We start from the raw sequence: 18,832 nt of genomic DNA, 5'->3' as shown, positions 1-18,832 counted from the left end.
TGGCTGAACGGGTTATTTTTATTGTGAATAAATTTTTTCGAAAAAGGATTGCGCGTTATCGATATTCATGATATTATATTTCTTGTCGCGTTATATGTGAACAACGTATGAAGCTTCAACACATAATATGCCGGGGTGGCGGAACAGGCAGACGCACAGGACTTAAAATCCTGCGGTACGTGAGTACCGTACGGGTTCGACCCCCGTCCTCGGCATCATAGTGAAAACCTTGAGAAATCAAGGTTTTTTTTGTTTTTCTTGAGTAAAACTTCCGTCAAAAGCTAAAGGTTCTGTGTGTCTTGGAATCACATCCGAGCTCACAGAATCAGGTTGATAACACTCCTTTTCAGTGCTTGTCTAATCGCAAGCTTTGGAGAGGAGTTTTTTTAATATGGAAGATTTCATGAACCGCCGTATATCAAACGGTACGCACAGTGGTATGAGAGATCCGAGCCTTTTGATTACTGTCGAATAACATCTTAATTTGTTGTATTATTGATTAATCTAGTTTTCAAGAACCAAGGAGGGTTAAAGTTTGCTTACACTGAGAAGAGCCGACCCGGGTCAAAGTAAAAAGCTCAGTCTTACATCGCTGCTTACGGGCTTGGTTACGCTGGTGGTTCTACTAACCTCAAGCATTCTTCTGATTGGCTCTTACGAGTCCAAAAAACAATCATTGATGGAGACTACACTCCATCTGAATTACTACAACGCTGACCGAATGACCAAAACAATGGATTCCTTATTTCAGTCCATGCGCAGCAGTTTGGAATACAGTGCTGACATACTCTCCGATGACGAAACCTCAACGCCGAAGCAAGTGGATGATAATTTGGAACTGATGCGCAATAGTAGCAATTACTTCAATTCTATCGCCGTGCTCGATGCCGACGGGCTGATCCGCAATGTAGTACCGGCTAGTTTGGGGTCAGCAGGAAACCATATTACTTCTAAGGTCGGTTTGGAAGCTCTGGCGTTAAAAAAACCTTACATATCCTCCCCCTACATGACCCAAACCACAAAGAGACTAATCGTTTTTATGAGTCAGCCGATTTTTAGCAAGAATGGTACATATCGCGGTATTTTGAGCGGCACATTTTATCTGCAGGAGAACAATATTTTGTCTATGATTTTTGGCGACAATAACGTGGACGATTCTGGCTCCTATTATTATATTGTGGATTCAAGTGGGCATCTGTTGTACCACCCGGATAAGCAGCTCATTGGGGAGGATGTCAGCAATAACAAGGTTGCGCAGAAACTCATGAATGGGGAGAGTGGGGAACAGCAAGTGCGTAACACCCGTGACGTTGAAATGCTTGCCGGATACTCCAGCGTTCCAGCCAACGGATGGGGAATTGTGGTCGTTTCGCCGATTAGTGTCATCCATCATCAACTGATGGGGCACCTTCGGACCATTCTCTGGTATTCGTTGTTTCCGTTCATTATCCTCCTGATGGGCGTCATTCTCGTAGCACGCAAGCTGGCCCGGCCTTTTGTGTACCTGGCAAATCTGGTGAGCAGAATGGGCAAGGAGAAGATTGAATTGCCAGAAGCGAAGCCGCAATGGAGCCGAGAGGCAGATCTGCTGACCAAGGCTGTGTTGCTTGCCATGACGGATATTCAGAAGCAGACGGATCAACTGACCCAAGAGGCTACGACGGATGCTCTGACCGGTCTAATGAACCGGAGATCGTTAGAGTATACGATGAGTCAGTGGATTGACTCAGGACAACCGTTTTCGCTCATTGTACTGGATGTAGACAAATTCAAACTCGTGAACGACACTTACGGTCATCTCATCGGCGACGAAGTGCTGAAACATGTAGCCAAAGTTATAGTTACCTCGGTTCGTCCAGACGATGTTTGCTACCGCTACGGCGGTGAAGAGTTCATCATCTTGCTAGCCCACACAAGACCTGAGGAAGCTTTCATCATAGCTGAAAGAGTCCGGCGGGCAATGGAACAAAGCAGGGGGCCAATCGAGACACAGGTTACAATCTCTCTAGGAATCGCCCATTATCCTTTTCATACATTGGAGCGGGAGGGGCTGCTGGAGAAGGCGGATCAGGCGTTATACTTGGCCAAGAGCAGGGGAAGAAACCAGACGAGGGTCGCTGATGTTTGAAACAATGGCTACGCAGACCTGCCATGTGTGGGCTGACCGAATGCTGCACATCAGCACGGGTGGCCCAAGTCAGCGGGCAGCAAAGGACGAAAGTGTAACCTTCCAAGCTGAACAAGGAAAATGTTATTCGCTATTATGAATGTTCGGAGCGGAAACAGTATTTCATCTTTGATGAAATACTGTTTTTTTGTGTGAATGTTATTTATGTTCAACACGTTGCAATAATTCCTTTAAAGCCTTCATCTGCCGGCCTTGAAGTTCTCCCTCTACAATCGAATTCCGTATAGATTCTACATCCTGAGCCTTCACTTTACCCCCATGATGGAAACGATTGAATGCTTGATAATCTAGCGGCAGCATATCTTGTTCCATTTTGAGATGTATTTTTGCTGTCATGCGTGGCCCCATCACAAAACTCATAATCTTACCGATTAGACCATGCTTGGGCAGGGATGCTATTTCACCCTGAGCACGGCAAGCGAGCTGCCAAAGATCTTTATTTGCAATAACGGCTGAGAATTTAGGCCAACCTACGATATCACAAGCAGCGTATACAGGAAAACCTATACTAGAGTAAATATTGAACATCGCCGGACTTACTTGACCACAGCGTGAGACCCCAGAGTTATTGTACAGTGCGCTAAATTGTTTGGCAGCTGATTTATTATTGTTCTCGACCTGGAAACCGACCTTGTTCGCCGGATGTTTGTAACAGACAATGGCTTGGTTAATGAGTTTGGGGTCTGTTGGTGCATGCACAGGCAAATCAGCCTTGGATTGATGACTTAACGTACCCAGTATTCCTCTTAACAGCTGGTCTTCCGGAATTCTCATGTACTGAATGTAATGTTCACGAATCCCGCTTCCAAACGCACTCATAATCACCGTAGTTTTAGAATTACGAACGACATCTCCCAATTTGGATAACGTAGCTACGCCTTCTGGTGAACGGCTCACATTTCCGTCCAATGTAATAATAATAAATTGATACTGCTGAGGTTCTATTTCTTCTATATCTTCTATGACATTAAAGTTGCTAAAATCTTTCAATGTAGCATCGTCATAGCAATATAGTTTCTGAGGAGGAGCGAAGTCTGCTTTTCGTCCTTTTCGTACAAGAAAGGTAACATCGGTGCCTGATAAGTGTAGATGGTAACCTACAGAGAAACCTACTGCTCCTGCACCTACTATAAGAATGTTTGTTTTATCTGAAGTGATTGTCATTGTTAGTTCATCTCCTTGTATTATATAAAAATAGATTTTGGCTTATTAATTCCTCATTAAGTGGACATGTGTTGATTTAATGTCGTGTTGTCAGTATAATCTATACGTCTGAACAATCACAATAATCAATACCTTTGTAAATGTTATGAAGTAAACAGATTACATCTATTATGTTGAAAGGATAGAACAGGAGGAGCATATGGTTGGAACCAAGAATAACAGAAGAACTAAATATACGATTAATCTCATTAAAGAGAGCTTCCTGGTTTTATTAGAAACTAAAAAGTTACCTCAAATAACGGTCACTGAAATATGTAACTACGCTGATATCAACCGTGGCACCTTTTATTTGCACTACAAAGATCCTTTTGAATTATTTGAAGTGATGCAGAATGAATTTAATAAAGAATTGGTGGAAGCATTACAAGAAGGAGGCAGTCCTTGCACATCTGAAGAATCCATGGTCAAACTGTTAAACATTATTCAAGATAAGAAAACCATGTATCAGCTTCTAATTTCAGAGAGTGGAAAAAGTGAATTTTTAACACGAGTTTTACTTGAACAAAATTGGAACGAACCCTTTCTAAGGGACTATTCTTTCACTTACAAGGTTTATGGATCTATTGGAGTTATTAATCAGTGGCTCGAGTCCAATGGTGGAGAAAGTCCGCAAACCATTGCCAATATAATTTATTCTTTGGGTCATCAGAACAAATAGTTTGAAAAATACACACTAAGAGTGGCATTTTAGGAAGCTATATAATAATTACTGCAATAATGTACTATTTATCAACAACTTTAAGCTGTAATATTATCGTTACATTATCGGACCAGCACAATTCCTGTACAAAAAAATGAGTATACGTAGAGGGGAATTATGTGATCTATAGGAGCGTGTTACTATTTCAAAATTCGTCGAAATTGGTTACCCAATTTATGAAGGAATGCCTATTTTTCCAGGATTACCAGAAGTGAAATTAGATCCTAGAGAGCGCTTGATTAAAGGAGATGAATGGAACGGAAGTGTGTTAAGCATTTATCTTCATGCTGGTACCCATGTCGATGCACCATGGCATCATTTGAATAACGGTAAGGGGATAGATGCTGTTCCTATAGAAGACTTCATCTACAGAAACCCACTATTAATTGACTGCCCGCTTGGCCTAAACGGCTTTATCACAATCGATATGCTTGAGGAATATGAAGAACTTAATGAAGCGGATATTCTAATCTTCAACACGAGCTATTGGAAACACAGAGATACGGATTTCGAAAAATACGCCAATAATTTTCCTGCTGTCTCTCCGGAAGCTGCCGAATACATCCGGACGAAGCTCCCAAACTGCAAAGCAGTAGCTATTGATACCTTGAGCATTGAAAATTTGGCAGAAGCAAAAAGAAACGGCTATTTTGTCCATCATGCCTTTTTAGATCATGAGAAATATAAAGAGCCGACAATGCTCATTTATGAAGATATTAACCCAGCTCCATTAGTTGGCAAAAAACTCATTTCTGCCTTCGCAGCACCACTTCGTATTAAAGACCATGATGCTTCTATCATTAATGTAATCGTTGAAATAGAAGATTAAAGGCTATTCAGTAGTAGTTGTTTCGCCTGTGATTATATCTGCAATATCATCTCGGACTGTTCCTGTACCGTAGGGGTTCTATCCCCGTCATTACCATCCTCGATTAGAAGATCGCATGACTCTCATGAAATATTGAGGTCATGCGATTTTTTATTTTAAAAATCAGAGCATTACAGATCGTCGCTGCCGAAGATAATTTGGAGTTTTATTCTGAATAAATTAATAGTTGACAGCATTTTTGAAAGCGGTTATATTTATCTCGTAAACAATACGTTATATAACGTTATATCAAAGGAGAGAATCAAATGAATACAAATCAGGTTGTTCAAAGTATCCGTGAAAAAGTGGCAGAGGGGATTTCAGAGGTATATTTTGTAGCTTGTGGGGGTTCACTGGTTGATATGTATCCCGCGAAATATTTTCTGGATAGTGAAGCGAAGAAACTGGTAGCGGGGCTCTATACGGCGAATGAGTTTGTTCATGTATTGCCTAAACGTCTGGGCACACAATCGGTAGTAATCGTTTGTTCCCACGGCGGAAATACACCGGAATCGGTAGCTGCGGCGCAAGTAGCCAAACAGCATGGAGCGCACACCATTGGCCTAACCCATAACAAGGAAGCTGCGCTGCTGAATTACTCTGATTTTTCTTTCTTGTATGCATGGGGAGATGACAGCAATGTCAAAAACAACCCGATGGCTATCATTCTGGATCTCGCTACTCAATTGTTAGATGTGGCTGAAGGGTATGCGCATATTGAAGCTTTTCAAAAAGGATTGGAAGCCATCGACGGCATTATTAACCAGGGTAAAAAGCAGGTCGCTCCACGTGCCCGTGTGTTTGCCGACAAATACCGTAATGAGGAGCTTTATTATATCTTGACGAGTGGAGCTTCGTACGGACATGCTTATGGATTTGCAATTTGTTCTTTGATGGAAATGCAGTGGCTGCATGCTGCGGCGATTCACTCCGGTGAATTCTTCCATGGTCCTTTTGAAGTGACGGATAAAGAAACCCCATTCATCCTAATGATTAATGAAGGGCGCACCCGTGAGCTGGATGAACGGGCACGGACTTTCCTGAATCAGTATGCAGAGAAAGTCGAAGTGATTGATGCTAAAGAGCTGGGAATTGGTACAATTGCTGATGAAGTTGTGGAATTCTTTAATCCGGTATTATTCTACAGTATCATTTGTGTCTATCGCGAGGCTCTTGCCGAGGTGAGAAATCATCCGCTAGAAACCCGCCGTTATATGGGGAAAGTAGCCTACTAATCGGGAGGATAAAACCATGAAAGTGCTAGGTATTGGCGATAATGTGGTAGACAAGTATGTTCATCAGCGTACGATGTATCCCGGCGGCAATGCGCTCAACTTTAGTGTTTTCGCCAAAGGTGAAGGAGCTGACGCGGCTTTCCTCGGTGTTTTCGGCGATGATGACGAGGCACGTCTTGTGGAAAATACGCTGCAGCAGCTGGAAATCGATATCTCACATTGCAGACATCATAGCGGAGAGAACGGATGTGCACGGGTAACCTTAGAGAATGGGGAACGGGTATTTCTGGGCAGCAACGAAGGCGGGGTTACCAGACTGAATCCAATAGCGTTGAGTGAAGCTGACAGAGAATATATCCGCGGGTTTGATATCATCCATACAGGGCTTTATAGTCACACCGGACATTTGCTGGCGGAGCTGAATGAACTGGGGATTCCCCTCTCTTTTGATTTCTCCGATGACTTCGAGGATGTGCAGGTAGAACGGTATATTGGCAATGCGGATTTTGCTTTCTTTTCCTGCAGCCATATGACGGATGAAGAGACGCAGAATTTTATTGAGACTAAACGCAGAAGAGAAGGCCAAGTATTGGTGGCAACACGCGGGGGAGACAGATCCATTGCCTATGATGGAACAAGCTTTTATTATCAGACCCCGGAGCTTATTGAGGCTGTTGATACGATGGGAGCAGGCGACTCTTATATTACTGCCTTTTTAATGAGTATGATTAAGGATGGTGATATTCAAGCTGCTATGCGGGAAGGCTCCAGATTAGCGGCCAAGAGCTGTATGGTGGAAGGTTCCTTTGGATTCGGGGCTTCTTATTAACAACGGATGCGTACTTATCTTTGCTTGTGAAAAAGAGGATCGTTTGTTACTCTAACAATAGAGTAATATAACGTTATATAACAAGTGAGGGTAAATCATGTTAAATTCAGAGCAGGCAGAGCCATTATATATTCAATTGAAAAAAGCGGTCCAATCTGCCATTGCGAACGGTACCTTTAATTCAGGAGATAAAATTCCTACTGAAATTGAGCTTAGTGAAACCTATAATGTCAGCCGAATTACTGTTAGGAAAGCTATAGAGGAATTGGTGAATGAGGGATTTCTGACGAAACGCCAGGGCAAGGGCACTTTTGTCAATGCACAAAAGATCGGCCGCAAAATTGAGCATATCATCAGTTTTACGGCGGCCTGCAAAGCCAATGGAGTTTCATCGCACAGCGTCGTTACAGAGAGAATTAAGCTTAAAGCCGATCAGGAAACCGCGGAGCGGCTGCAAATACAGCAGGGGGAACCGGTGTTATATATTCAACGTAAAAGATATGCCGGGGAGAGACCTCTAATGCTGGAAAATAACTATTATTCGTATGACCGTTTTTCTTTCTTAATGGATGAACAGCTTGAAGGATCGGTATATGAGCTGCTGCGGAACCGCTATCATATTGATCCCAATCAGCCAGGCGAATCAATATTGCAAATCACCTTGGCTGATGAACAGCAAGCGAAGTTACTGGAGATTCCCATTGGTGACCCTTTATTCTATATGAACACTATTATTTATGATCAGGACAGTCAGCCGGTTCATGTAGGCAAGCAGTACATTATCGGTGACCGTTATCAATTTACTTTATAATTCATTCTTCTTCTTGCGGTAAGCGGGAAGCAGAAGCTTCGATATAACGTTATAAGTCGTATTATTAATCGGCAGAAAGGCGTTGAAATCATGGAAGCAGTTAAACATGGTTTTGCAGATCGGGTACTATTGTCTAATGCAGTATTTACAGGAATAGAAGATGGCGTTTCACCAGCATTTATTGCCCTGCAAGGGGAGCGCATCGTCGCGGTTGGTCACCCGGCAGAAGCAGAGGAATGGATAGGACCGGCAACATTTGTTCATCATCTGAAGGATGCGTTCATTATGCCTGGTGTACATGATAACCATGTCTTTTTTACCGGTTACATGTCCATGCACCGTGGAGTGGATCTGACGAATGTCGCTACAATCCAAGAGGCTTTAGAGTTGCTAAAACAAGAGGCAGAAAAAACACCCTTAAAGCAAAATGTATACGCTTACGGGTGGAGTGAAGAGTGTTGGGGCGAGCTTCCGGGGCAAAGCTTATTAGACGAAGCTTTTACTGAAAGGGCTGTAATAGCCATTAATTTGACGAAAAGCTATTGTTGGATGAACAAGCTTGCTCAGGATAAGTATCAGTTTCTCCCTAACCAATGCAGCGCGGAATCACGCGCCCGTCTCCTTCATGACATGATGCAGGATCAGGAATTAGTCAGACAAGAGTTTTTGGACTTTGCCCGGATGCTTGCTAAGCGGGGTGTCACTTCGATAAAAGATATAGGTTTTGACAGGCATAGCGGTTTGCTGCCGGTCCTTGAAGAGCTGGAAGCAGCGGGAGAGCTGCCGTTGCGGGTCCATTTTGCGCTTGAACCTGTATTGCAGCCGATTGATATTTCCACGGGTTTGCAGTACAAAGGGCGTTATCAAGGAGAATTTCTTCGGTTTCAGGGATATAAGCTGATGTTGGATGGTGTGGTAGCTGATCATACGGGAGATATGCTGGTGCCTTATGCGGATATGCCAGGTGTTACAAACTTGCAGTCAGTTGATTACGAAGGGTTAGAAGAGGCATTTCGGGCAGCAGACAGCCATGGAATGAAATGTTGTCTAACAGCTGAGGGGGATGCGGCAATTCGTAAGGCAGTAGACATGATCGAAGATTGCAATCGTAACCGGGGAGCACAGCGGATTAGGCATTCAATCAGCGATTTGGAATATCCACATCCCGATGACATTCAGAGGATGGGGGAGAATGGGATTTTTGCCGAGGTATATGCCCAGATTTTGCTCTTGAATCCTTCTTATGAGGATGCTTATATGGCTGCTGTGGCCGGAAAAGAAAATGAAAGCCGGTTTTATAATTACAAGTCCATGCTTGAGGCCAATGTTCCGATTACGATAGGTACAGATTTGCCGCTTTTCCTCACCAGTGTTCCTGATTCGCTCTATGCGGCTTCTTTTCGGCTGTTCCCTGATGGATCCCCTCCGGGAGGCTGGAATTTCGAGCAGGGGATGCCGGCATCAGAAGTCTTAAAGGCCTGGACGATTAACGGGGCCAGACATTGCGGTATGGAAAGTACAGGAACCTTGGAAGTTGGAAAAGCTGCTGACATCGCTGTATTTGACCGTAATCTTCTGGATACAGCTGCAACCGAGATTAGAGATGCACGTGTGATTTTGACAATTACTTCCGGTCAAATCACCTATGATGCTGCCAGGAACGAGGGGTAGAAATGGAAACGGTTAAACGTAAAATAAAATGGTCCCTTCCTCATAGTTATACATTGATTTTTCTGATTATCGTGGCTATTGCCGGATTAACCTGGATTGTCCCGAGCGGCCAATTTGACCGCCAGGAAGTGCTGGTGGATGGTTCCTCCAGAACAGCCATCATCCCGGGAACCTATCATACCGTTCCTAAAATCAGTGAGCAAGGGGATTTGCGACAAGGATTCGCTCAAATTGCCAGTGCGCCGTTGGAGGGAATCATCAATGCTGCTGATGTCGTCGCCTTCGTCCTGATTGTAGGGGGAGCTTTTGGAATTATTCTGCAGACGGGGGCGATTGACCGGGCACTGATGGCTTTAGCCGGAAGACTCAAAAGTAAAGGGATATTACTGATTCCGATAGCCATGGTGATTTTTAGCCTGGGGGGTTCCACCTTTGGGATGAGTGAAGAAATCATTCCGCTTTACGCTATTTTTATACCGTTAATGTTTGCCTTGGGCTTTGACTCCATGACGGCGATTCTAATTTTATTTCTCGGAACACAGATCGGCTATGTCGGATCAACCGTTAATCCTTTCTCTGTATTGATTGCGCAAGGCGTAGCAGGGGTGCAGGGAAATCCACAGCTATGGCTGAGATTTATTGAATGGGTTGTTTTTACTGCGATATCGATTGGTTTTACGATGTGGTATGCGCAACGGGTGAAGAAGAATCCGGAGAAATCAGCGGTATTCCAAAATGATATTCTAAACCGCCAACACTTCATCAAGGAGAATGATGGGATAGAAGTAAGTTTCTCCAATCGGGATAAATTAATTATTGGCGGCTTCATCTTTACCTTGGGGCTTATTGTCTGGGGAATACTGAGCAAAGGCTGGTATATGACTGAGATCGGAGCGCTTTTCTTTGCACTTGGTATTTTTTCGGGGATTGTCACCCGGATGAGTCAAAAGGAAATTGCCGAGAATTTTGTTAAAGGTTGCGGGGAATTTATCTACGCTGCTGTGATCATCGGTTTAGCCCGGGGGATCCTCGTCGTTGCAGAGAACGGGATGATTATCGATACCATTTTGAATGGCCTAGCTACTATGCTTAAGGGTTTACCGAATTACTTGTTCACCACCATCATGCTGGTCGTGCATAATATTATTACGTTCTTGGTTCCTTCGTCATCAGGAGAGGCGGCCTTGACGATGCCAGTGCTTGCACCATTAGGCGATCTTGTGGGTGTTAACCGCGAAGCGGTAGTAACCGCATACCAATTTGGAAATGGACTAACGAATCTCATTTCGCCAACAGGCGGTGTGCTGCTGGCAGGTTTGGCCATCGCCCGGATCAATTTTGGACAATGGTTAAAGGTAATACTCAAGCTGTTTCCGATTCTTTGGCTGGTGGCGGCAATCTTTGCCGCAGTTTCCTCAGCTGTGGGCATGTAGTGGATAACATATTGCAAAGCCATGCGGGATTTCCCGCAGAAGATAATCAAAATCCCAAGGTCATACTGACCTTGGGATTTTTGATTAGTAAAAGATACTTCTGGTTCCAACCTACATATTGATCCTATTCCCCTCACATCACACTCTCCTCTTTGTTGTATATTTCCTCCTGATTTGTGGCCACAAATAATGTATGCTAAGAATTTAATCCGTTATTTTCCTATCCGTCAGTTTCTGCCGTTCCAAACAGCAGAATACAAACTGTTCAGAAGATAACGCTTCCACGTATGATGTATTCATAACCAGCTGAGTGCTTCATCCGATACTAGTATCACAAATGAGGGAATTTAAGGTGAGAGAATATACGATTGTTAATATTTTATATACCCGCAAGAGTCCTGTGCGCATGAGTGAGCTGATTGCCGAAGTGGGGTTGTCCGAACGGACTCTCCGTGACGTGATCCGTGCACTCGACAAAACAGGAGAGGCGAATGGTTTCGGTATCCGTATGATCCGCGGCCAGGGTTATCTACTGGAGATTGGCGATGAAGCCAAATTCAGTAGCTACCAGGAAAAAGGAATGCTGCAGCTGGATCAGGTGGATCTCGATAATAAGCAATCACGCCAGCAGTATTTACTATTCTATCTCTTACAGAACGATAGCTATCAGTCTATGGATAACATGGCGGAAGAAATCGGCGTTAGCCGTTCTACTATTATTTCCGATCTGAAGGAAGTAGAGCAGCGACTTGCCGCTTTCCGGCTTAGCTTGAAACGTCGGGCTCATTATGGCATGAAAATCGAGGGGGAAGAGCAAGACTTCCGTAAAGCCTTTTCTTACTTTATCTTGCAATCGGGTCATACGCTGCAGCATACGGAGGATTTTCATGCTTTTAGTCAGGACTTCGATGCTGAGCAGCTTAAGGGATTTCTACTGCAAATCCTCAAGGAAAAAGAACTGAAGATCTCGGATGTGTTTCTGGATAATATCTTGACCCATCTGTTCATTCTTCTTTACAGAGTTTCCAAGCACAATTTCATTGTGGCTGGACAAGCCTTGCAGGGAACACCTGAGCCGCTGTATCAGGATATTGCCGGGAGTATTGCAGATTTCATCTCCTCTCAATACCAGATTAAGCTTCCGGCGGATGAGATTGATTATTTGGCGCTGCACATTTCTGGCAAGACCATTATGGAACGGATGTCGGAAGAGACCAAATCGCATCTGCGGGAGGGAATCACGGCTATTCTGGAGCGCTTGGACCGCGAGTTCCTTACTGGATTCACTCAAGATCAAGAGCTGCGCGAAGCACTGCTATTGCATATGTTCCCGCTGCTGAACCGGTTGTATTACAATCTTCAGCTCGGCAACCCATTGGTGGAGGATGTTTACAGCCAGTATGCAAATGTGTTCGTCATTTCCTTCCGCTTCGCTGAGATTGTAGAGGAGCAGTACGGGTTTCGGATGTCGCGCGATGAGGCAGGGTATGTCGCGTTGCATTTTGCCACCCATCTGGAACGGATGCAGCAGCGCAATCTGGAGAAGTTCAAGCGGATTGCCGTGATCTGCTCGACGGGAGGGGGCAGTGCCCAGTTAATCCGGCTGAAGCTGGAAGCGGTATTCCCCAAAGCGTCGGTGATCACAGCCTCCATCACGGAGGTGGAGGAGATCAGCAGCAAGCCTGTGGATCTGATCCTCTCTACTGTGCCGCTGGCAACAGAGATTAAGGAAAAACCGGTGATCCATATCAAACAGCTGCTGGATGATCAAGAGATTCAGCGGATCAAAGAAATATTGTCTTTGCAGATTAATCGCACAGAACCGTCCTACAAGCTGATGGATTTCAAGGATTTGTTCCGCAGGGAGCTGTTTCATCTGTCTGGTTCGGACGAAGATTACATGGAGCTGTTAAAGCAGCGCTGCCGGGAGATCGTGGGCAATCATTATGCAGCTGACGATTTTCCCGAACAAGTGCTGCTCAGAGAGCAGAAATTCACCACCATTTACAAAAATGGGGTGGCCGGCCCTCATCCGATGCGGATGAGCGCGATCCGCGACTGTATCAGTGTAACCGTGTTGAAGAAACCGCTGATCTATGAGGGTAAGCCGGTCCAATTGATTTTTCTGATCAATCTGGGTCCGGGGCAGTTATTCCTGCACAAAGAGATCAGCAAGCTGCTACTGGTTCTAATGGAGAAGGAAGACAGCCGTAACCGGCTGCTAAACACGAATAGTTATGAGCAATTTATGAATGAGATAGAGAACCTACTATAAAAAAATGACGATACGGAGTGGAGAACCCATGGATTATGAACAAACGATTATGCAGATTATTGCCAGCAGCGGAGAGGCAAGAAGCCTTAGCCTAAAAGCGGTAAGAACCGCGCGCGCCGGAAACCTGGAAGAAGCGGGCGAGATGATTAAGAACGCCAAGACCAGCCTGACCAAAGCACATAAAGTGCAAACGGGGCTGATCCAGGCTGAAGGCCGGGGTGAAAAGACAGAAATTACGCTGCTGATGATTCACGCGCAGGATCATTTGATGAATGCCCTGACGGTTAGAGAACTGGCTGTGGAACTGATCGAAGAAATCAAAGAACGCAAAGCGCTCGAACTAGAATTGAAAGGATCGGTGAACTAAGATGAAAAAAATATTGCTCGCCTGTGCAGGCGGATTCTCGACAAGTATGCTGGTGGAACGGATGAAAGAATCGGCACGGACACAAGGGGTTGAAGTGGTTATTGATGCGGTGGCGGAGAGTGACATCGCCGATCAAAAGCCTTTTGACATCATTATGCTTGGACCACAAATGGGACATGCCGAAGGCGATCTGGCCGCAGAATATCCGAACATTCCAGTAACTACGATCGATATGATGGACTATGGCATGATGGATGGGGACAAGGTGCTGGCTACAGCACTTGAACTGATGGAGAAGGGGGCTTAAGTCATGGCAGGCGGCGCAGAATGGAGAGCCAAGATCCAGAAAGTCAGCACGAAAATCCAAAAAAACACCTATATCAGCGCTATTTCCAACGGTCTGATGGCCTTGATGCCAATTTTGATTCTGGGCGCTATTTTTTCCCTGATTAATGCACTCAAGCTTGATCCTTATCAGAATTTCCTGGAAAGCACTGGACTCAAAACTTATACTTCGATTCCGGCAACTGTAACCACCGATTTGATCGCACTCTACGCGGTGTTCTCCATCGCTTACAATTTCGCTACCCAACATAAGCAGCAAGGCTTTTCGGCAGGGATTTTGGCGCTGATGAGTTTCTTGCTAGTTACACCAAAAGGACTGCTGGATGATGGCGTGACCAAAGCATTTGGTTACTCCTGGTTGGGTGCCAAAGGATTGTTCGTGGCAATCATCCTGGCACTGCTGGTAGGTAAGATCTATACCTTTGTATTGGAAAAGAAATTCTATATCAAAATGCCGAAGGGTGTTCCGCCCACGGTTGAGAAATCTTTTGCCGCGCTTACGCCTGGTTTTATCGTAGCGGTTCTGATGCTGGTGCTGACGGCGATTTTCGCCGCAACGAAATATGGCAATATGCACGAGTTTGTCTTCTCGATCATCCAGCTGCCACTGACTAGTCTGGGGGGTACCTGGTGGGCGATGCTGATCTGCATCTTCGTAATTCACCTGCTGTGGTTCTTTGGAGTTCACGGCACCTTGGTAGTCTATTCCGTTGTCGGCCCGATTTGGGTGGCTTTGGGACTTGAGAATCTGGACGCTTACCAAAGAGGTGTGGAAGGTACGCATATCATTGGTTCGCCGTTCTTCCCGGTTTATGTACTGATCGGTGGTGCAGGGGCAACGTTAGGTCTCATTATTGCGATGCTGTTTGCCAAATCTACACGTTATAAGACACTTGGTAAACTGGCAATTATCCCAAGTCTGATCGGTGTCAATGAGCCGGTGATTTTCGGGATGCCATTGGTGCTGAATGTTCGGTTTATGATTCCATTTATCCTGACTCCGCTGGTGAGTAGTGGTCTGGCGATTCTTCTGACGACGCTGGGTATCCTTCCTGTGCTGCATGGGATTCAGGTACCGCTGGGCATTCCGGTGCTGGTCAATGGCTGGATGAACGGGGGCTGGCGCGTAAGTGCGTTCCAGCTGGTTATGATTGGCGCAAGCTTCATGATCTACTATCCATTCTTCAAAAAAGCCGATGCCGAAGCGCTGGAGCAAGAGCAGCAGGCTGAAGCTAAAGCGGCAGCAACCGCTGCCACCCATTAATAAAAGGAGGCTCAACCGATGACTTATCCATTTCCGGAAAACTTCCTGTGGGGCGGTGCGGTAGCCGCCAATCAGGTCGAAGGCGCGTATAATGAGGGCGGCAAGGGTTTGTCCACTGCTGACGTAGTCAAATATTGTCCTCCTAAGGAACGGCAGAGCCTGGAACAGCTATTGTCCATGTCCGGTCCACAGCTAGAAGAGGCCGTACAGGATGATAATCTGGGGAATTACCCCAAACGCAGAGGGATTGATTTCTACCACCGCTACAAAGAAGATATCGCCTTGTTCGCTGAGATGGGTTTTAAGGTATTCCGTATGTCCATCTCCTGGCCTCGTATTTATCCGAATGGCGATGAGCAGGTACCTAACGAGGCAGGACTGCGTTTCTACGACGATGTTTTTGATGAGTTGCGCAAATATAATATCGAGCCGCTGGTCACCATTTCCCATTATGAAATGCCGGTGCACCTAGTCACCAAATACAACGGCTGGGAATCCAGAGAACTGGTGGAGCTGTTCGTCCGTTATGCGGAGACTGTGTTCACCCGTTACCGGGATAAGGTGAAGTATTGGCTGACTTTCAACGAAATCAACTGTACACTCAAAGCGCCGTTTCTGGGCGCAGGGATTATTTTGGATGGCAAGTCAAATGAGAAGCAGATTGCTTTTCAGGCTTTGCATCACCAGTTCGTAGCCAGTGCGCTTGCGATTAAGCGGGGCCGGGAGATCAATCCGCAGTTCCAGATCGGCTGCATGCTGGCCCGCAAGCTGCTCTACCCATATTCCTGTCATCCCGGTGATGTGCTGAAAGCACAAGCTGAGAACCAAATGGCAATGTTCTGCTCCGATGTTCAGGTTAGAGGCTATTATCCTTCTTATATCCGCCGGCATTTGGAGCAGCATGGAGTGACAATAACCATGTTGCCGGGAGACGAAGCTTTGCTGCGGGACAATCTTGTGGATTTTCTTTCCTTTAGTTATTACATGTCCTCAGTAGTCAGTGTAGATGAGAGTATCACGGCCACCACGGAAGGTAACCTGTCCACAGGGCTGAAGAATCCCTTCCTGAAAACTTCCGATTGGGGCTGGCAGATCGATCCAAAGGGGCTGCGGTTTGTGCTCAAGGAGATGCATGACCGCTACCAGCTTCCTTTGTTCGTAGTAGAGAATGGTCTGGGTGCTGCAGATGTGCTCGAACTGGATGGCACGATCCGTGATCCCTACCGGATAGAGTATCTGGCACAGCATATTGAGCAGATGGCGGAAGCCATTGCCGATGGCGTGGAGCTGATGGGCTACACCAGCTGGGGCTGTATTGATCTGATCTCGGCTTCCACCTCAGAGATGCGCAAGCGGTACGGCTTCATTTATGTTGATCAGGATGATGCAGGCAATGGAACGCTGCTGCGTCTGCGTAAGGACAGCTTTTACTGGTACAAAAAGGTCATAACCTCTAACGGTGCAGATTTAAGCTATTAGTGCGGGGTTATAGTTCTTGTCCATTTTTTACGAAAACCTTGAGAAATCAAGGTTTTTTTGTTTTTTTAATAGGGAATAGAGATCGTGTGTGCTTCTTCTTATAACGAAGTTTTATCCGGGAAGGCATTACAGACAAGGCGATCTCGATTGCCCAAACGTACATGTACTTTCGTACATTACCAACATGTAGGTTAAATCTTTATAATAGAGGAGAAGGAGGGTCAGCCAAGTGAAAGAAAGAAAAGCCGGACTATTGTTCATCGATGAATTGTTTGCGTCCAGATTGCCGCTTTTGATTTGGGTATCCATTGTATATATTGGAACTATGTTGCTGCAGTTTCTTAAGGACCCTCAAATATTATCCAGTTCTATATTTACAGGCTTATTCACGGTCCATATTTTGCTGCACTGGAACTCCTATCGAATCACTAATAAGCAATTTTGGTTTTATTTTTCGGCACAAGCAATTTTAATTTATCTTTGTGCGATTTTGATGCCGCAGGGGTACCAAGCAGTGTTGATGGGATTGCTTCCGGTCCTGATTGCCCAAAGCCTTGGTTTTTCATTTCGGATAAAAAGAATCGTCTTCGTTGCCCTTATTAGTATAATTTTGTTTTTTGATTCATCGCTTACTGTGGGCGATACCGATGAATTGATCGTATTTATGCCATTATTTGTTCTGATGCTTGTGATCGTTTTAGCGTATACATTATTGTTTTTTCAACAGGTTCGCGAGCGTCTCAGAATTCAGAATTTTTTGCATGATCTAAAAGAGGCCCATAAAAAGGTAGAGGAGCTGACACTGGCTAATGAACGCCAACGAATGGCTCGGGATCTGCATGATACGTTGGCGCAGGGAGTGGCTGGATTAATTATGCAGCTCGAAGCCGCGGATGCCCATATGACCAAGGGTAACACAGAGCGTTCTCAAGAAATTGTCAGACAGTCTATGAAGCAGGCTCGCACAACCTTAGCCGAAGCTCGTAGAGCAATTGACAATTTGCGGGCGAAATCAGCTTCAGAGATTGATTTTAGGGAAGCGGTCGATTATGAAACACAGCATTTCGGTGAAGCTACAGGTATCGTTGTAACCATGGATTTTAAGCTTACCAGACGGTTGTCTAGAGTAATGATGGAACATAGTTTACACATTATAAAAGAAGGTCTGACCAATATCGCCCGTCATGCCCGGGCTGACAAGGTGTGGATTACCCTGTCCGATCAAAATGAGCGGCTTTTTATAGAAATCAGAGACAATGGTTTGGGATTTAACACAGACGCCATCGGCAAGGATGCCGGACACTACGGTTTACTCGGGATTCAGGAGCGGGTAAGGCTGATTGGAGGAGAATTGAAGGTGCGCAGCAGTTCGGCTGGAACAAGCATTCAGGTTGAGACATCATTTAGTGAGGGAGACCCTACATGACGCAAGTGAAAATTCTGATCGTAGATGATCATTTTGTTGTTCGGGAAGGCTTGAAGCTGATCCTGGAGACGGATGAACAGTTTCAAATTGTTGGAGAAGCGGTAAACGGGCAGGAAGCTATAACCCTTATAGATGAAGTGCGACCGGATGTGATCCTGATGGATTTGAATATGCCGGTCATGAGCGGACTGGAAGCCATGAAGGTATTGAGGGAGAAGAACAACTCCGTTCCAGTTATTATTTTGACGACTTACAACGAAGATGAATTAATGATTAATGGACTGGCCTTGGGTGCGAGAGGTTACTTATTAAAGGATACGAACCGGGAAAATTTGTTCAGGAATATTGAATCGGCGATAAGAGGAGAAACCTTGCTCTCAGCAGAAATCATGGAGAGAGTGATTTCTGCTCGCGAGCAGCAGAAGGCTTCGGCTCCGATTCATAAAGAAGTATCCTTGTTATCCGATAAAGAAACTCAAATTCTGCAAAGTGTAGCGCAGGGCTTCAAAAGTAAAGAAATCGCCTTTGATTTGGGAATCTCAGAACGTACTGTAAAAGCTCATCTGACGAATGTTTACAACAAGCTAGGGGTAGATTCGCGATCGCAGGCAGTGGCGGCCGCTTTGGAACGGGGGATTTTACATATGTAATTTTGAACATGCGAAAGAAATCTTTCGCATGTTTTTTTTGCGGACTAATGGGCTGCCCGAAAGGGCA

The 18,832-nt window shown here is 45.2% G+C and carries 17 protein-coding genes and 1 tRNA gene; 17 read left to right on the top strand and 1 reads right to left on the bottom strand.

The features are described from left to right. Positions 1-129: 129 nt before the first annotated feature. The 3 genes from NST40_RS23465 to NST40_RS23455 all read left to right on the top strand — a co-directional run bounded on the left by NST40_RS23465 (position 130) and on the right by NST40_RS23455 (position 2,267). Positions 130-215 (top strand) — tRNA-Leu (locus NST40_RS23465). Between the two features lie 320 nt (positions 216-535). Further along, a complete protein-coding gene (locus NST40_RS23460) occupies positions 536-2,128 on the top strand; it encodes a sensor domain-containing diguanylate cyclase (RefSeq protein WP_342410051.1) in 1,593 nt (530 codons plus the stop codon). Next, positions 2,121-2,267 (top strand): hypothetical protein, encoded by a 147-nt coding sequence (locus NST40_RS23455; protein ID WP_179087010.1) that lies wholly within the window; start codon positions 2,121-2,123, stop codon positions 2,265-2,267. The genes NST40_RS23460 and NST40_RS23455 overlap by 8 nt, the downstream gene beginning before the upstream one ends. Positions 2,268-2,326: 59 nt before the next feature. Here the strand turns inward: NST40_RS23455 and NST40_RS23450 are convergent, their stop codons facing one another. Next, positions 2,327-3,352 carry a 2-dehydropantoate 2-reductase N-terminal domain-containing protein gene (locus NST40_RS23450; protein ID WP_076276780.1) on the bottom strand — a complete coding sequence of 342 codons (1,026 nt, stop codon included), beginning with the start codon at positions 3,350-3,352 and terminating at the stop codon, positions 2,327-2,329. A 199-nt stretch (positions 3,353-3,551) separates the two neighbouring features. On the opposite strand from NST40_RS23450, the gene NST40_RS23445 reads away from it, so the two are divergent. From NST40_RS23445 to NST40_RS23380, 14 genes are all read left to right on the top strand, one after another. Then, positions 3,552-4,070: a TetR/AcrR family transcriptional regulator gene (locus NST40_RS23445; protein WP_076128868.1), complete on the top strand. Its 519-nt coding sequence runs from the start codon at positions 3,552-3,554 to the stop codon at positions 4,068-4,070. Between the two features lie 184 nt (positions 4,071-4,254). After that, positions 4,255-4,941, top strand: coding sequence for a cyclase family protein (locus NST40_RS23440; RefSeq protein WP_342410921.1), 687 nt, complete (start codon positions 4,255-4,257; stop codon positions 4,939-4,941). Between the two features lie 305 nt (positions 4,942-5,246). Beyond that, positions 5,247-6,215, top strand: coding sequence for an SIS domain-containing protein (locus NST40_RS23435; protein ID WP_342410050.1), 969 nt, complete (start codon positions 5,247-5,249; stop codon positions 6,213-6,215). A 16-nt stretch (positions 6,216-6,231) separates the two neighbouring features. Next, positions 6,232-7,044 (top strand): fructoselysine 6-kinase, encoded by an 813-nt coding sequence (locus NST40_RS23430; protein WP_076276782.1) that lies wholly within the window; start codon positions 6,232-6,234, stop codon positions 7,042-7,044. A gap of 97 nt (positions 7,045-7,141) precedes the next feature. After that, on the top strand, positions 7,142-7,855 hold the full coding sequence (locus NST40_RS23425) for a GntR family transcriptional regulator (RefSeq protein WP_342410049.1): 714 nt from the start codon (positions 7,142-7,144) through the stop codon (positions 7,853-7,855). A gap of 90 nt (positions 7,856-7,945) precedes the next feature. Further along, positions 7,946-9,526 carry an amidohydrolase family protein gene (locus NST40_RS23420; protein WP_076276784.1) on the top strand — a complete coding sequence of 527 codons (1,581 nt, stop codon included), beginning with the start codon at positions 7,946-7,948 and terminating at the stop codon, positions 9,524-9,526. 2 nt (positions 9,527-9,528) lie between these two features. Continuing rightward, complete coding sequence (locus tag NST40_RS23415) at positions 9,529-10,959, top strand: YfcC family protein (protein WP_076276785.1); 1,431 nt, start codon at positions 9,529-9,531, stop codon at positions 10,957-10,959. Between the two features lie 352 nt (positions 10,960-11,311). Beyond that, entirely contained in the window at positions 11,312-13,234 is a 1,923-nt protein-coding gene (locus NST40_RS23410; RefSeq protein ID WP_076191835.1) for a BglG family transcription antiterminator, read from the top strand. A gap of 28 nt (positions 13,235-13,262) precedes the next feature. Continuing rightward, on the top strand, positions 13,263-13,601 hold the full coding sequence (locus NST40_RS23405; protein ID WP_038572728.1) for a PTS lactose/cellobiose transporter subunit IIA: 339 nt from the start codon (positions 13,263-13,265) through the stop codon (positions 13,599-13,601). Position 13,602: 1 nt separating this feature from the next. Next, positions 13,603-13,908, top strand: a complete 306-nt coding sequence (locus tag NST40_RS23400) for a PTS sugar transporter subunit IIB (RefSeq protein ID WP_036683292.1) — start codon at positions 13,603-13,605, stop codon at positions 13,906-13,908. Between the two features lie 3 nt (positions 13,909-13,911). Further along, the gene (locus NST40_RS23395) at positions 13,912-15,210 is read left to right on the top strand and encodes a PTS transporter subunit EIIC (RefSeq protein WP_076128887.1); all 1,299 of its coding nucleotides are present in this window, start codon (positions 13,912-13,914) and stop codon (positions 15,208-15,210) included. An 18-nt stretch (positions 15,211-15,228) separates the two neighbouring features. Further along, positions 15,229-16,689, top strand: coding sequence for a 6-phospho-beta-glucosidase (ascB, locus tag NST40_RS23390; RefSeq protein WP_076218829.1), 1,461 nt, complete (start codon positions 15,229-15,231; stop codon positions 16,687-16,689). A gap of 229 nt (positions 16,690-16,918) precedes the next feature. Continuing rightward, entirely contained in the window at positions 16,919-18,115 is a 1,197-nt protein-coding gene (locus NST40_RS23385) for a sensor histidine kinase (RefSeq protein WP_076218828.1), read from the top strand. After that, positions 18,112-18,765 (top strand): response regulator transcription factor, encoded by a 654-nt coding sequence (locus NST40_RS23380; protein ID WP_076218827.1) that lies wholly within the window; start codon positions 18,112-18,114, stop codon positions 18,763-18,765. Before NST40_RS23385 ends, NST40_RS23380 begins: the two co-directional genes overlap by 4 nt. Positions 18,766-18,832: the final 67 nt, after the last annotated feature.

Source organism: Paenibacillus sp. FSL R10-2778, from assembly GCF_038593035.1.
Classification (GTDB): Bacteria; Bacillota; Bacilli; order Paenibacillales; family Paenibacillaceae; genus Paenibacillus_AQ; species Paenibacillus_AQ odorifer.
This window is presented reverse-complemented; position numbering and strand designations above follow the sequence as displayed.